The organism is Roseburia sp. 1XD42-34 (genome assembly GCF_009917385.1).
Classification (GTDB): domain Bacteria; phylum Bacillota; class Bacilli; order Bacillales; family Amphibacillaceae; genus Virgibacillus.
The window spans coordinates 1-12,922 of the sequence record NZ_QWLJ01000061.1; the positions used below are offsets into that span (position 1 = coordinate 1).

General features: G+C 37.5%; 12 protein-coding genes and 2 tRNA genes. 11 read left to right on the forward strand and 3 right to left on the reverse strand.

The genetic code is table 11. The features are described from left to right. Window positions 1-109 precede the first annotated feature (109 nt). From D1839_RS19210 to D1839_RS19245, 8 genes are all read left to right on the forward strand, one after another. A tRNA-Met gene (locus D1839_RS19210) sits at window positions 110-186 on the forward strand. A gap of 74 nt (window positions 187-260) precedes the next feature. Then, window positions 261-337 (forward strand) — tRNA-Asp (locus tag D1839_RS19215). A gap of 212 nt (window positions 338-549) precedes the next feature. Beyond that, window positions 550-1,518: a thiamine-phosphate kinase gene (thiL, locus tag D1839_RS19220; RefSeq protein WP_120381406.1), complete on the forward strand. Its 969-nt coding sequence runs from the start codon at window positions 550-552 to the stop codon at window positions 1,516-1,518. Window positions 1,519-1,533: 15 nt separating this feature from the next. Continuing rightward, window positions 1,534-1,983, forward strand: coding sequence for a tRNA (adenosine(37)-N6)-threonylcarbamoyltransferase complex ATPase subunit type 1 TsaE (gene tsaE, locus D1839_RS19225; protein ID WP_120381407.1), 450 nt, complete (start codon window positions 1,534-1,536; stop codon window positions 1,981-1,983). Window positions 1,984-2,007: 24 nt separating this feature from the next. Further along, window positions 2,008-2,703 carry a tRNA (adenosine(37)-N6)-threonylcarbamoyltransferase complex dimerization subunit type 1 TsaB gene (gene tsaB, locus D1839_RS19230; RefSeq protein ID WP_120381408.1) on the forward strand — a complete coding sequence of 232 codons (696 nt, stop codon included), beginning with the start codon at window positions 2,008-2,010 and terminating at the stop codon, window positions 2,701-2,703. A 3-nt stretch (window positions 2,704-2,706) separates the two neighbouring features. Next, on the forward strand, window positions 2,707-3,162 hold the full coding sequence (gene rimI / locus D1839_RS19235; protein WP_199690437.1) for a ribosomal protein S18-alanine N-acetyltransferase: 456 nt from the start codon (window positions 2,707-2,709) through the stop codon (window positions 3,160-3,162). Beyond that, window positions 3,159-4,169: a tRNA (adenosine(37)-N6)-threonylcarbamoyltransferase complex transferase subunit TsaD gene (gene tsaD, locus D1839_RS19240; RefSeq protein WP_120381415.1), complete on the forward strand. Its 1,011-nt coding sequence runs from the start codon at window positions 3,159-3,161 to the stop codon at window positions 4,167-4,169. Before rimI ends, tsaD begins: the two co-directional genes overlap by 4 nt. 206 nt (window positions 4,170-4,375) lie before the next feature. Further along, window positions 4,376-5,551 carry an FtsW/RodA/SpoVE family cell cycle protein gene (locus tag D1839_RS19245; protein ID WP_120381409.1) on the forward strand — a complete coding sequence of 392 codons (1,176 nt, stop codon included), beginning with the start codon at window positions 4,376-4,378 and terminating at the stop codon, window positions 5,549-5,551. Between the two features lie 114 nt (window positions 5,552-5,665). On the opposite strand, the gene D1839_RS19250 is transcribed toward D1839_RS19245, so the two are convergent. Further along, window positions 5,666-7,594, reverse strand: coding sequence for an ABC-F family ATP-binding cassette domain-containing protein (locus D1839_RS19250; RefSeq protein ID WP_120381416.1), 1,929 nt, complete (start codon window positions 7,592-7,594; stop codon window positions 5,666-5,668). Between the two features lie 569 nt (window positions 7,595-8,163). On the opposite strand from D1839_RS19250, the gene D1839_RS19255 reads away from it, so the two are divergent. Next, the gene (locus D1839_RS19255) at window positions 8,164-8,811 is read left to right on the forward strand and encodes a redox-sensing transcriptional repressor Rex (RefSeq protein ID WP_286164866.1); all 648 of its coding nucleotides are present in this window, start codon (window positions 8,164-8,166) and stop codon (window positions 8,809-8,811) included. A 99-nt stretch (window positions 8,812-8,910) separates the two neighbouring features. On the opposite strand, the gene D1839_RS19260 is transcribed toward D1839_RS19255, so the two are convergent. Then, window positions 8,911-9,114: a YdiK family protein gene (locus D1839_RS19260; RefSeq protein WP_120381410.1), complete on the reverse strand. Its 204-nt coding sequence runs from the start codon at window positions 9,112-9,114 to the stop codon at window positions 8,911-8,913. Between the two features lie 121 nt (window positions 9,115-9,235). Beyond that, window positions 9,236-9,946, reverse strand: coding sequence for a CPBP family intramembrane glutamic endopeptidase (locus D1839_RS19265; RefSeq protein WP_120381411.1), 711 nt, complete (start codon window positions 9,944-9,946; stop codon window positions 9,236-9,238). Window positions 9,947-10,684: 738 nt separating this feature from the next. Between D1839_RS19265 and groES the strand changes: the two genes are divergently transcribed. Both groES and groL read left to right on the forward strand, forming a co-directional pair. Next, complete coding sequence (gene groES / locus D1839_RS19270; RefSeq protein ID WP_120381412.1) at window positions 10,685-10,969, forward strand: co-chaperone GroES; 285 nt, start codon at window positions 10,685-10,687, stop codon at window positions 10,967-10,969. A gap of 56 nt (window positions 10,970-11,025) precedes the next feature. Then, complete coding sequence (gene groL / locus D1839_RS19275; RefSeq protein WP_120381413.1) at window positions 11,026-12,660, forward strand: chaperonin GroEL; 1,635 nt, start codon at window positions 11,026-11,028, stop codon at window positions 12,658-12,660. The last annotated feature ends 262 nt before the right edge of the window (window positions 12,661-12,922 follow it).

Here is a 12,922-nt window from a genome sequence, read left to right on the forward strand (position 1 = left end):
CACAGAAGTTAAGCTCTCCAGCGCCGATGGTAGTTGGGGCTTTGCCCCTGCAAGAGTAGGACGCCGCCAGGCAATAATTATCTTTTTATAAATTAGCTATTTTTCATATCGCGGGGTGGAGCAGTCTGGTAGCTCGTTGGGCTCATAACCCAAAGGTCGTAGGTTCAAATCCTGCCCCCGCAACCAAATTTTCTTTACTTAATATATTTTAATCATAACTTGTTCAACAGGTCACATAATAGTTGAACAAATTTATTTTTGGTCCGGTAGTTCAGTTGGTTAGAATGCCTGCCTGTCACGCAGGAGGTCGCGGGTTCGAGTCCCGTCCGGACCGCCAGATAAATTGAATTTAACACACATGGTTTTAGTTACAAAATCGTGTGTTTTTTTATTTGCTTTAAATTATTGTCCAGATGTAATGAACATAAAAAGTATTCTTTTTATCGTAGTAATGTTATCTTTTCACGATAAATTCAGTATTTCCTTTTCCTTTTTTTAATAATATTTGCTATCATAAATATAGCTATATATGAAATTTGGTGATGGGTAGTGGATGAATTTACGTTTATAGATACGATCACGCAAAATTCTTATAGACAACCTTCATTAGTAAAAGGCATTGGTGACGATGCAGCCGTTTTTCGTCAACATACAATGGATATTGTTACTGCGGTAGATACGTTCGTAGAAGGGGTCCATTTTCGAAAAGATACCATGTCATCTTTCCATGTTGGTTATCGCGCTTTGGCAGCAAATATTAGTGATCTAGCCGCTATGGGAGCACAGCCAGCATTTTATTTAGCTTCTATTGTTATTCCTCGTCATTGGTCCAGCCAGGAAGTGCAATATATTTTCCAAGGAATGAAAAGGATAGCAACATACTATGGAATGGATTTAATTGGTGGAGACACTGTATCTGGAAGCGAGCTTGTTTTGTCAATCACAGTCATGGGTTATGTAGCAAAAGAACAAGTTCGTTACAGGAGTCATGCTGAGATAGGTGATGTGGTATTCGTCACTGGAACTTTGGGTGATTCACAAGCTGGTTACCACATTTTGACTAATACAATGGAATATAAGGATGCTGCTTATTTTATGGAACGTCATCGTACGCCAACGCCCCGTGTCGCCTTTGCAACTAGCATACCTGGAAATATCCGTGTGGCGTTAAATGATGTGAGTGACGGGATAGCGAATGAAGCAGCAGAAATTGCTACTGCTTCGAAGGTAAGTATTCAACTGCATGATGAAGCAATTCCAGTGCATAATAGTTTTTCACAGTTTTCCAAGGAAGACCAACAGCAATGGAAGTATTTTGGCGGAGAAGATTTTGAGTTAATCGGAACAATCGCTCCAAAAAATTGGAGCGTATTAGCAGCACTTGCTAAGCATTTAAATTTGCGAATAACACAGATAGGTAAGGTGTTTTTTGAAGCCAATCATAATTATGTTTATATACAAAAAGGAAATGGTCAGTTGGAAAGGTTACTTAAGCGAGGATATAACCATTTAAAGTAGGTGTACGGTTTGCAAATGTATGAGATAACAACAAATACAGAGGATACGACAATTCATTTAGGAGAAAAATTGGCTATGTTGTTAAGTCCAGGAGATGTCGTTACACTAGAAGGAAATCTTGGTACTGGAAAAACCACCTTTACAAAGGGAATAGCCGCAGGGCTTGGAGTGAAACGAAATGTATCGAGCCCCACATTTACGATAATTAAGGAATATGAAGGAGAAATACCTTTTTATCATATGGATGTGTATCGCTTGGAAAATAGTGAAGAAGATATAGGTTTTGATGAGTACTTTAATGGTGAAGGTATTACAGTTGTGGAATGGCCGCAGTATATCGGTTCGTTTTTACCAGAGAAGTATTTAGAAGTTAAACTCACCGCTATTGGTGAAAAATCGCGGAAAATTACATTTATCCCACATGGAAGTCACTTTAAGTGGGTAATAGAGCAATTAAAAAGCTAATTCGACATATGAGGAGTTATTTACATGAATATACTTGCAATGGATACGTCAAATCAAGTATTAGCTGTTGCCATTCAACGGGATAATAAAGTGGTAGGTGAAATAGTTACCAATTTAGCGAAAAATCACTCCGTACGTTTAATGCCTGCAATTGATCGACTAATGAAAGAAGTTAATATGAAGCCTGAACAATTAGAAAAAGTAATTGTTGCAAAAGGTCCGGGCTCCTATACAGGCGTGCGTATCGGGTTGGCTACTGCTAAAACGATGGCTTGGGCATTAAACATACCTGTTATTGGTGTTTCAAGCTTGGAAGTACTGGCATATCAAGGGCGCTTTTTTAATGGTGTTATCTGCCCCTTCTTTGATGCAAGAAGAGGACTAGTGTATACAGGGTGTTATCGCTGGGATAAAAATACGATGAAACTTATCCGGAAAGAAGAAAATCTTGCTATGGATATTTTGCTTAGTGAGCTTAGCAGTTTGGGTCAACAGGTAATATTTTTAAGTCCAGACATAGCGATTCATCAGGAGCAGATTAAGGGAGTACTGGGAGATTTAGCAATCATTCCTGAGGAACCAGACCATTTGCTTCGAGGAGCACACTTAATTGCTGTAGCAAAAGGGAAACAACCAGAGCCAACACATACACTTCGTCCAAATTATCTTCGCTTAGCAGAAGCAGAGGCTAAATGGTTGGAAAAAAATAAAGGTTGTTAGCCTATGATGAATAAAGAAATAGTAATTAGAAAAATGGCTCTAACAGATATAGATGCTGTTATGTGCGTAGAAAGGGAATCATTTTCTACAGCTTGGACGTTGGAAATTTTTTATCAGGAACTTACAGAAAACCCTCATGCTCATTATTTTGTAATCGAATATAACGGAAATATTGTAGGATATGCAGGTTTATGGATTGTTTTTGATGACGCACAAGTTACAAATATTGCCATTTTGCCTTCATATCGTGGAAAAAATCTGGGTGAGCGTTTGTTCCAGCATATGATGCATCATGCCTTGATCAACGGAGTTTGTCGTTTATCATTAGAAGTGAGACAATCCAATATAGTTGCGCAAAAACTGTATCGGAAATTTGGGCTCGTCCCAGGTGGAATTCGTAAGCATTATTATACAGATAATCAGGAGGACGCAATTGTAATGTGGGTGAATATAAAATGAATAAAGAAGTATTAATATTAGGTATTGAAACAAGTTGTGATGAGACTGCAGTTGCAATTGTGAAAAATGGCAAGGAAATCTTGGCAAATGTCGTGTCTTCACAAATTGAAAGCCATAAGCGTTTTGGTGGAGTTGTGCCGGAAATTGCCTCACGCCACCACGTTGAGCAAATCACATATGTATTAGAACAAGCGATGGAGCAAGCAGCTGTTTCCTGGGATGAGATTAGTGCAATAGCTGTTACAGAAGGACCGGGGTTAGTAGGCGCACTTCTGGTAGGGGTGAATGCAGCAAAAGGGCTCGCTTATGCAAAGCACAAGCCATTAATCGGAGTACATCATATTGCTGGGCATATTTATGCGAATCGCCTGCAACAGGAATTCCAGTTTCCTTTACTTGCACTGATTGTCTCTGGTGGTCACACAGAGTTAGTGATTATGAAAGCACATGGTGAGTATGAACTAATCGGGGAAACTAGAGATGATGCAGCTGGAGAAGCTTATGATAAAGTTGCTCGAATGTTAGATTTACCTTATCCAGGTGGGCCGGGAATTGATCGGTTAGCAGAGTTGGGAGAAGAAACGATTGCATTCCCACGTGCTTGGCTAGAAGAGGGCAGCTACGACTTCAGCTTTAGTGGATTGAAATCTTCGGTTATAAATACAATCCACAATGCAAAACAACGTGGGGAGACGTTGAAACCAGCGGATATTGCAGCTAGCTTTCAAGCGAGTGTGGTAGATGTGTTAACAACTAAAACAGTACGGGCTGCAAAACAATATAACGTAAAACAAGTGATCGTAGCCGGAGGCGTTGCGGCAAACAAAGGACTTAGGTCGTCTTTGCAACAGGAATTTGCAAATTTGGAGATTCCTATACAAATCCCCCCGCTTTATTTATGTACAGATAACGCTGCGATGATTGCAGCTGCTGGTGCGATTGCTTTTGCACAAGGAAAATGGTCTACACTGGACTTAAACGCTCGTGCCTCTATGCCGTTAAAGTAATCCAAGTTATACACACCTCTGTGCATAACTGTAAAAAATGTTGTTATAACAATATTGCATCAGTGGATGTTTTTTGTGGATAAATGCTATGTTGGTTGTGGATATTGTGAATAACTTCCATAATAACTTGCGATTAGCTACTTGCAAACATGTTTACGATGTGGATAATTAGAAATAGAGTAAATGTAGAAATTTGGTGATCAGCAATGTCAAAAAAGCAATCCTATTTTGTACAAACAGATTTAATTTCAATTTTTATTTTACTTGTATGTGTTAGTCTGCTTGCCATTTATAATGCCCAACAATTAGAGCAATATGGGGGTAAAAACTTTTTATTACAGCAGGCAGTTTGGTTTACGGTAGGAGTGGGTATTGTAGCTGCTATTCAATACTTAGATGTGGAACAGATTTATAAAACAAGTGTATATGTTTATGCATTCGGCTTATTCGTATTGTTAGTATTGATAATCAGTCCAGCAAGTATAGCTCCGGTGAAAAATGGTGCAAAAAGCTGGTTTGATTTAAAAGTTGCTACTCTCCAACCATCTGAATTTACAAAAATAACGACGATCGTTTATATGGCAGCAATTATTCACAAGCATAAAGAAAAATTTGTTATACCGACAATCAAATCGGACTTAAAATTGCTCATTAAAATTCTGGCCATTGTCGCTGCTCCTGTGTTATTAATTATGCGGCAACCTGACTTTGGTACCTCTATGGTTTATCTATTTATAGCTGGTGTTATTATAATTCTTTCAGGTATTAATTGGAAAATCATTACAACATTAATAGTCAGTATTTCTTCTGCAGTAGGAGCCTTATTAACTTTTATCGTTAAGTTTCCTGAATTAGCAAAAAAGCTGGTCGGCAAAGGACAGGAATACCAAATAGACCGCATACTGACCTGGTTTGATCCTACGCAAGAAGCAAGTGACGCCTCATGGCATTTTGATCAGGCTTTTATGGCACTTGGCTCCGGGCAATTATTTGGCAAAGGATTAGGTAATCAGCAAGTGCCATTTCCAGAAGCGCAAACCGACTTTATATTCTCCATCATAGGTGAAAGTTTTGGCTTTGTCGGCAGTGCGCTCGTTATCTTTTTATACTTTATTTTCCTGTATAAATTGGTGATGATTGGCCTTTCGATTTATAAACACTCTGCCTTTGCTGCGTATACATGTTTTGGCTATATGAGCCTAATGCTTATCCATGTGTTTCAAAATATTGGCATGGCTTTAGGAATCATGCCAGTAACAGGAATACCGCTACTTTTAGTAAGCTATGGTGGAAGCTCGGTGATGGCAGCCATGCTTGGTTTCGGGGTAATTTACCGGATTGCTGTGGAAAACTCTATTCAAAATGATTATTTATTTAAATAATGCTTGTGGATAACCAACAATCGACAGTATTATCCACAAGAATAAAAATTTATTGCCAGTCTGCACGGATAAAAGTCAAATACCCCTCATGACAAGCAAATGTCATGAGGGATATTAATCTTCCAGTAATATTGTCCATTCTTCCATTAATTGATCGATCTTCTGTTTACGTTGATTTACCTCTTGGGATAGTTCCAACGCTTTTTCATGATCTTGATATACTTCTGGTAATTCCATCTTGCCTTCCAATTGTTCTACTTGACCCTCTAACTGTTCAATTTCTGTTTCCAGTTCTTCAATGCGTCTTTGTTTCTTTCGTTCTTCTCGCTGCATTTGCTTATCACGCTCAAAATCACGTCTTCTTTCACCAGAGGAGATTTTACCGCTATCCTGTTGTGTTTTATTTAATCGTTTTAATTCTGCTTCTTCCGCCTTTTTTTCCAAATAATAATCATAATCTCCAAGATAGATCGTAGTTTTTAATTTTTGCAGTTCTGCCACTTGATCGGCGATTTTATTAATAAAATAACGGTCATGCGATACAAATAAGATTGTACCAGGGAAGTCGGTTAATGCCGCTTCTAATACTTCTTTACTATCGATGTCTAAATGGTTAGTAGGTTCATCGAGAATTAATAGATTTGCTTCTTGCATCATCAATTTTGCTAAAGCTAATCGCGCTTTTTCACCACCACTTAAAGCATTTACAAGTTTTAACACGTCATCTCCAGAAAACAGGAAATTACCGAGTACGGTTCGAATATCTTTCTCATTCGTCGTTGGGTAGTCGTCCCATAATTCCATAAGTACTGTTTTGGAGGAGTGTAAATTTGCTTGTTCCTGATCATAATAGCCGAATTGTACATTGGTTCCGAGCTGAACAGTTCCTTGAGTTGCTTTTAGTTGTCCAGTCACAATTTTTAATAACGTCGTTTTACCAATTCCGTTTGGCCCAACAAGAGCAATTCTTTCTCCTCGGTTAATCTGCAGATCTACATGTTGAAATAAATACTCTGTTTCACCTGGATATCGTAATGACAAATCGTTTAATTTCAGCACATCATTACCACTTCGACGATTAATCCTAAATGAAAATGATGCAGAGGCTTCATCACCTAATGGTTTATCTATTCTTTCCATTTTTTCCAGTTGTTTACGTCTGCTTTGGGCTCGCTTCGTTGTCGAAGCTCGGACAATGTTCCGCTGAATAAAGTCTTCCATTTTCATAATTTTTGTTTGTTGCTTTTCATACTCTTTCCATTCTTTTTCAAAATCAAGTGCTTTTTGCTGTAAGTATTTACTATAAGTTCCCACGTATCGTTTTGTCTGATGTCGAGAGATTTCATAAACAATAGACACTGTCTTATCCAAAAAATAACGGTCGTGTGACACAACAACGACAGCCCCGGGATAATTGCTTAGATAACTTTCCAGCCAGTTTAATGTTTCAATGTCCAAATGGTTGGTCGGTTCGTCTAAAATAAGTAACTGTGGCTTTTTTAACAACAGCTTTCCTAATGAAAGCCTTGTTTTTTGCCCGCCACTAAGTGTTTGAATCGGTGTGTCATAATCAAACATGTGAAAATCCAATCCGTTTAAGACGGCTTTTATATCTGCTTCATAAGTATAACCCCCATTTTGTTCATAGCTGTGCTGTAGGCGGTCATAATCATGTAATAATTTTTGATAAGCTTCGCGACTGTAGTTTGCAGCTTGCTCCATTTGCTGTTCCATGAAGCGAAGCTGTTGTTCTTGTTTTTTTAGTTCAGGAAATACAGTAAGCATTTCCTGCCAAATCGTTTTTTTAGATTCTAGCGTCGTATGTTGCGCGAGATAACCCATTGTCAGATCTTTAGGTCGGAATAATTCACCCTGATCGTAACTTAGTTCTCCTGTCATTATTTTCAATAAAGTAGATTTTCCCGAGCCATTTCTTCCAACAATTGCTATTCGGTCATGGTCTTTTACTTCCAGCTTTATATTTGATAAGATTTTATCAGCACCAAATGATTTTGTAAGTTCGTTGATTTGCATCAGTATCATTATATTCACCCCATCTCTCCTAGTGTATCTTACTTACCTAAAATCAATCAATATAATTGTGAACTAAGTCACGACTTATTTCCATATTTCTGTTAAAATAAAGGAGAGATAGTGAGAGATTAAATATATTATAAAAAAAGCTTTACGTTTTTTAGGTATCTACCTTTCCTTGCTTACATGAAAAAGAAAAAAGAACGACGAATAAGTAAATTTCCTTTAGTTTCCATTTTTAACAGAGGAATAAAAAGAAATTGATAGGAAGGGAGTTATATTGCCTTAGGTTCTTTGTATATGGAAGTGTAAATGATTCGAATAAGTTTATGTAAAGCACATTGTTGTAGAATGGACGATATTTGCGATATGTATCGAGAAAATGGATCATTTTAAAGTATTAAGCATCCTTTTTCCTATAGCATAAGAACTGATTTTGTATTTTTTGTTGCGTTTTTATGTAAGCGATATACAATTTTGTTTAGGAAAATGTTAACGGTAGAACGGTAGAGCCGAGATATTAGTTGATAGTATAGTTTTAACGAACAACCAATATTGAAGTGAAGGAAGGAATTATTATGATGGAGCAAAATAAAATACCTCAAGCGACTGCAAAGCGTTTACCACTGTATTATCGATTTATAAACAATTTAAATCATCAAGGAAAAAAGCGTGTATCTTCAAAAGAACTTAGCGATGCAGTTAAAGTTGATTCAGCTACAATTCGTAGAGATTTCTCGTATTTTGGCGCGTTAGGTAAAAAAGGGTACGGTTACAATGTGGAATATTTACTTGAGTTTTTTCGGAAAACATTGGATCAGGATGAAACGACAGATGTTGCACTCATTGGTGTTGGTAATTTAGGTACTGCATTTTTACATTATAATTTTATGAAAAACAATAATATAGCAATTAAAATGGCGTTTGATAGTGATCCTAAAAAAGTAGGAACCACGATTAGTGATGTCCCAGTGTACCATATTGAAGAATTAGATGAAAAATTGGGCGATATTCAAGTGGCGATATTAACCATCCCCGCAAGTGAAGCACAAAGTATGGCTGACCATTTAATTGGACAGGGTGTTGAAGGAATATTGAATTTCACACCAGCGAGAATTACTGTACCACCAAATATTCGAGTACATCATATCGACCTAGCAGTAGAATTACAAGCATTGGTTTATTTCTTAAAACATTATCCTCTTACTACAGATGAAGAAGAGTAAGAGGAGTAAGCAAGGTGGATATAGATAGCTTTTTCTGCAATGGGCTAACAAATTTATATGCTTATAGAGTAAACGAGCAGGAATAAGGAAGTTTCCCCCTTATTCCTGCTTGTTGTTGCGTTTGCGCTGAAAGTAAATAGCTAGTAAACGGATGCCAACACCAGTCTCAAGCGTAGCAAATAATGCTAAGACCATCGTTGTTATATTCCACATTGTCTCGTCTACACTTAAAATAGCAACATATGTAAAGAATGCTCCCATAATAAGATAGATGATCCCCATTGTCTTGGGTGAAATTCTCATAATTTAAAGCCTCCAACAATAAAACGTTTTCTATTTTACGTTCAATTTTAATTACTTGGGATCTTCGTCTATTACAATAGCGCAGGAACCAGAACATAGCAGTATTTGGTTTCGCTAACTATTAAAAATAGCCAAAGAGAATAGTTTGCAGTTCGTTTAGCTGTTTTTCCAGTTCTGCGGGATCCATGTTATATTGTGCAATTACAACAAGCCCGTTCATTGCCATATGAGCAAAAATGGGGACGATGATTCGTTTTGTTTCCACATATAAATAAGCAAACACGAGCCCCATTGTTCCGTAAACTAAGATATGCTCCGGTTCACGGTGAATCAAACCGAAAATAACTGCAGATAAAAGTGCTGCAATAAAAAAGTTCGTCCGTTTATAAAGACCTCCGAAAATAATTTTGCGAAAAATTATTTCTTCTAAAATAGGCGCAGCTAGAATTGGAATGATCATAAATAAAGGGACAGCTCGAGTCATTTCCATAATTCCTTGTGTGTTTTCGGAACCGGGTTCAACTCCAAATATCATCGTTTGAATAAAGTTAGCTATGCCTTGGCTAAATATAGCTATGAACGCACCTAAAAGGGACCAAATGATAATTCCTCCAACAGAAGCACCATCACGTTGCTGCAATCCCTGTTTCATATCAGGCTTCATCAACAACAGTACGACAATAAGACCTAATACAAAACTGATAATCGATCCATAAACAACTGCTTCTCCTTTGGTAACTGTAAATGCATTATATACTAAATTCGCTGTTAAAAAGACAGAAAACTGTGTAATAATGTAGGTAATAATAACCCACCAATATCTTTTTGGCAAAATAAAACGACTCCTTTTTTTGGTGTACATATACATTGTATTCATACTTTTTATGATTTTTCCTAATGGAATAAAGAAAATGCAAGTAAATCGATAGTTCATTAACTAATGTATCTTGAAGCAAATGGAGTAAAACAGAATTTTTTAGTATAGTTCTTATGACCTCGTATAGTATTTTATTATAGGGAGTTAAAAACCCAGCAGAAATACTATTCTGCGTTTAACTTACAAATGCGTAGCCTAACTCCACCTGTTTTAGACGCTATCCGCTTTTAGACTTATCCTTTTTGTCTAGTCAAATGTAACCTACCTAAATATTCAAGCTAAAAGTGTGAGTTTAGTCTCCCTTTGAGGTTGCTTCAACCCATAGTCTCTGAGCAGGTCTTTAGCCTAAAAACGACTTTAGTTGTCGACATTTACCTTTAACAAGTGGTTGTATAAGTAGTTATATTTGATTCATCTTATCTATTAACGATAACATAGGATGTACATGTTATTTTATCATAAATAGATGATTCTATATAACAGAAAGATTGAACGTATATGTATGGGCTAAATAGTTTGGTATATTACATCTTACTGCTTAAGATTATATTTCTGTAAAAAATAATATAAAAAAATATGCTTTCATACTTGCATTTTTATCTGGAATTATTTATTATAATAATTGGAATTAGCACTCACCTAATTCGAGTGCTAATAAAAATATGAGAATAGAATTAAGGAGGCTTTCTACACATGATTAAACCACTAGGAGATCGCGTTGTTATCGAGCTTGTTGAACAAGAAGAAAAAACTGCAAGCGGTATCGTACTTCCTGACTCTGCACAGGAAAAACCACAGGAAGGAACAGTTGTTGCAGTTGGCTCTGGACGTGTAACGGATAAAGGTGAAAAGGTTGCCTTGGAAGTTGCTGAAGGAGATCGGATCATCTTTTCGAAATTTGCCGGTACGGAAGTGAAATACGAAGGCAAAGAATACTTAATTCTTCGTGAGAACGACATCCTGGCTGTAGTAAGCTAATCTCGATATAAATATAGAAAATACTTAACTTGTATAAACCAAAGGAGGATTTATCGATGGCTAAAGAAATTAAATTTAGTGAAGATGCTCGTCGCGCAATGCTACGTGGGGTAGATGCATTAGCAGATGCGGTAAAAGTTACATTAGGACCTAAAGGACGTAATGTTGTATTAGATAAAAAATTTGGTTCACCGCTTATTACCAATGATGGTGTAACGATTGCAAAGGAAATCGAGCTAGAAGATCATTTTGAAAATATGGGAGCTCAGTTAGTATCAGAAGTTGCTTCTAAAACAAATGATGTTGCTGGTGACGGTACAACGACAGCAACTGTATTAGCTCAGTCCATGATTCGTGAAGGTCTTAAAAACGTAGCATCCGGTGCTAATCCAGTTGGCGTTCGTCGTGGAATCGAAAAGGCTGTTGAAGTAGCAGTAAAAGAACTAAAAGATATTTCCAAGTCAATCGAAAGCAAGGAATCTATTGCTCAAGTAGCAGCAGTTTCTTCTGACGATGCAGAAGTTGGTAACCTAATTTCTGAAGCAATGGAACGTGTTGGTAACGACGGGGTTATTACTATTGAAGAGTCAAAAGGTTTTAACACAGAGCTAGAAGTAGTTGAAGGTATGCAATTTGACCGTGGATATGCTTCTCCATACATGGTAACAGACCAAGACAAAATGGAAGCAGTTTTAGAAAACCCGTACATCCTAATTACGGATAAGAAAATCGGTAACATTCAAGAAGTATTACCTGTACTTGAGCAAGTTGTACAGCAAGGAAAACCTTTATTGATGATTGCTGAAGATGTAGAAGGCGAAGCGCTTGCTACATTGGTAGTTAACAAATTGCGTGGAACATTCAATGCAGTAGCTGTAAAAGCCCCTGGATTTGGTGACCGTCGTAAAGCAATGCTTGAAGATATTGCGACTTTAACTGGTGGAGAAGTGATTACAGAAGATCTCGGTTTAGATCTTAAGAGTGCTACAATGGATCAGCTAGGTCGTGCTGCTAAAGTAGTTGTTACAAAAGAACATACTACAATCGTAGAAGGTTCTGGTAATCCTGAAGCTATCTCTGCACGTGTTGCGCAAATCCGTGCACAAGTGGAAGAAACAACTTCTGAATTTGATAAAGAAAAACTACAAGAACGTTTAGCTAAGCTAGCAGGTGGAGTGGCAGTTGTTAAAGTTGGAGCTGCAACAGAAACGGAATTAAAAGAACGTAAGCTACGTATTGAGGATGCTTTGAATGCTACACGTGCAGCTGTAGAAGAAGGTATTGTTGCCGGTGGTGGTACAGCATTCATGAACATTTACAACAAAGTAGCTGAACTAAGCCTTGAAGGTGACGAAGCAACTGGTGCTAACATTGTACGTCGTGCTATGGAAGAGCCAGTACGTCAGATCGCACACAATGCTGGTTTAGAAGGATCTATCATTGTTGAGCGTCTGAAAGGCGAAAAAGTTGGTATTGGCTACAATGCTGCTACTGGCGAATGGGTAGACATGGTTGAAGCTGGTATCGTTGACCCAACAAAAGTTACTCGCTCTGCACTTCAAAACGCTGCATCCGTAGCTGCAATGTTCTTAACTACAGAAGCAGTAGTCGCTGATAAGCCTGAAGAAGAAGGCGCAGGCGGCGGAATGCCTGACATGGGCGGCATGGGTGGAATGGGCGGCATGATGTAAAAATCCACTCAAGAATGTTGATATAGCAACATCTTAAGCGGATATTCTACCGTCAAAACCCTAAAAAGTAACATAAAAATAACATTTTTTAAGAAATTAAGTTAGAAAGGGCGTCTTTGTATAAAGTTCTTACTTTTGCAGAGGCGTCCTTTTTCATTTTAGTTGTTACGTGAGTATAAATTTTCGGCTCTATACTAAATGTTGGGGTTCCCACACAATTTGCGCATAAAAAAATATACACGCAAACATCCAATTCTTTTAT

Excerpts from the sequence above, each read along its gene's own strand:
- tsaB (WP_120381408.1), top strand. The coding sequence starts at position 2,008 with ATGAATATACTTGCAATGGATACGTCAAATCAAGTATTAGCTGTTGCC.
- D1839_RS19255 (WP_286164866.1), top strand. The coding sequence starts at position 8,164 with ATGATGGAGCAAAATAAAATACCTCAAGCGACTGCAAAGCGTTTACCA.
- D1839_RS19250 (WP_120381416.1), bottom strand. The coding sequence starts at position 7,594 with ATGATACTGATGCAAATCAACGAACTTACAAAATCATTTGGTGCTGAT.
- tsaD (WP_120381415.1), top strand. The coding sequence starts at position 3,159 with ATGAATAAAGAAGTATTAATATTAGGTATTGAAACAAGTTGTGATGAG.
- tsaE (WP_120381407.1), top strand. The coding sequence starts at position 1,534 with ATGTATGAGATAACAACAAATACAGAGGATACGACAATTCATTTAGGA.
- D1839_RS19245 (WP_120381409.1), top strand. The coding sequence starts at position 4,376 with ATGTCAAAAAAGCAATCCTATTTTGTACAAACAGATTTAATTTCAATT.
- rimI (WP_199690437.1), top strand. The coding sequence starts at position 2,707 with ATGATGAATAAAGAAATAGTAATTAGAAAAATGGCTCTAACAGATATA.
- groES (WP_120381412.1), top strand. The coding sequence starts at position 10,685 with ATGATTAAACCACTAGGAGATCGCGTTGTTATCGAGCTTGTTGAACAA.
- D1839_RS19260 (WP_120381410.1), bottom strand. The coding sequence starts at position 9,114 with ATGAGAATTTCACCCAAGACAATGGGGATCATCTATCTTATTATGGGA.
- groL (WP_120381413.1), top strand. The coding sequence starts at position 11,026 with ATGGCTAAAGAAATTAAATTTAGTGAAGATGCTCGTCGCGCAATGCTA.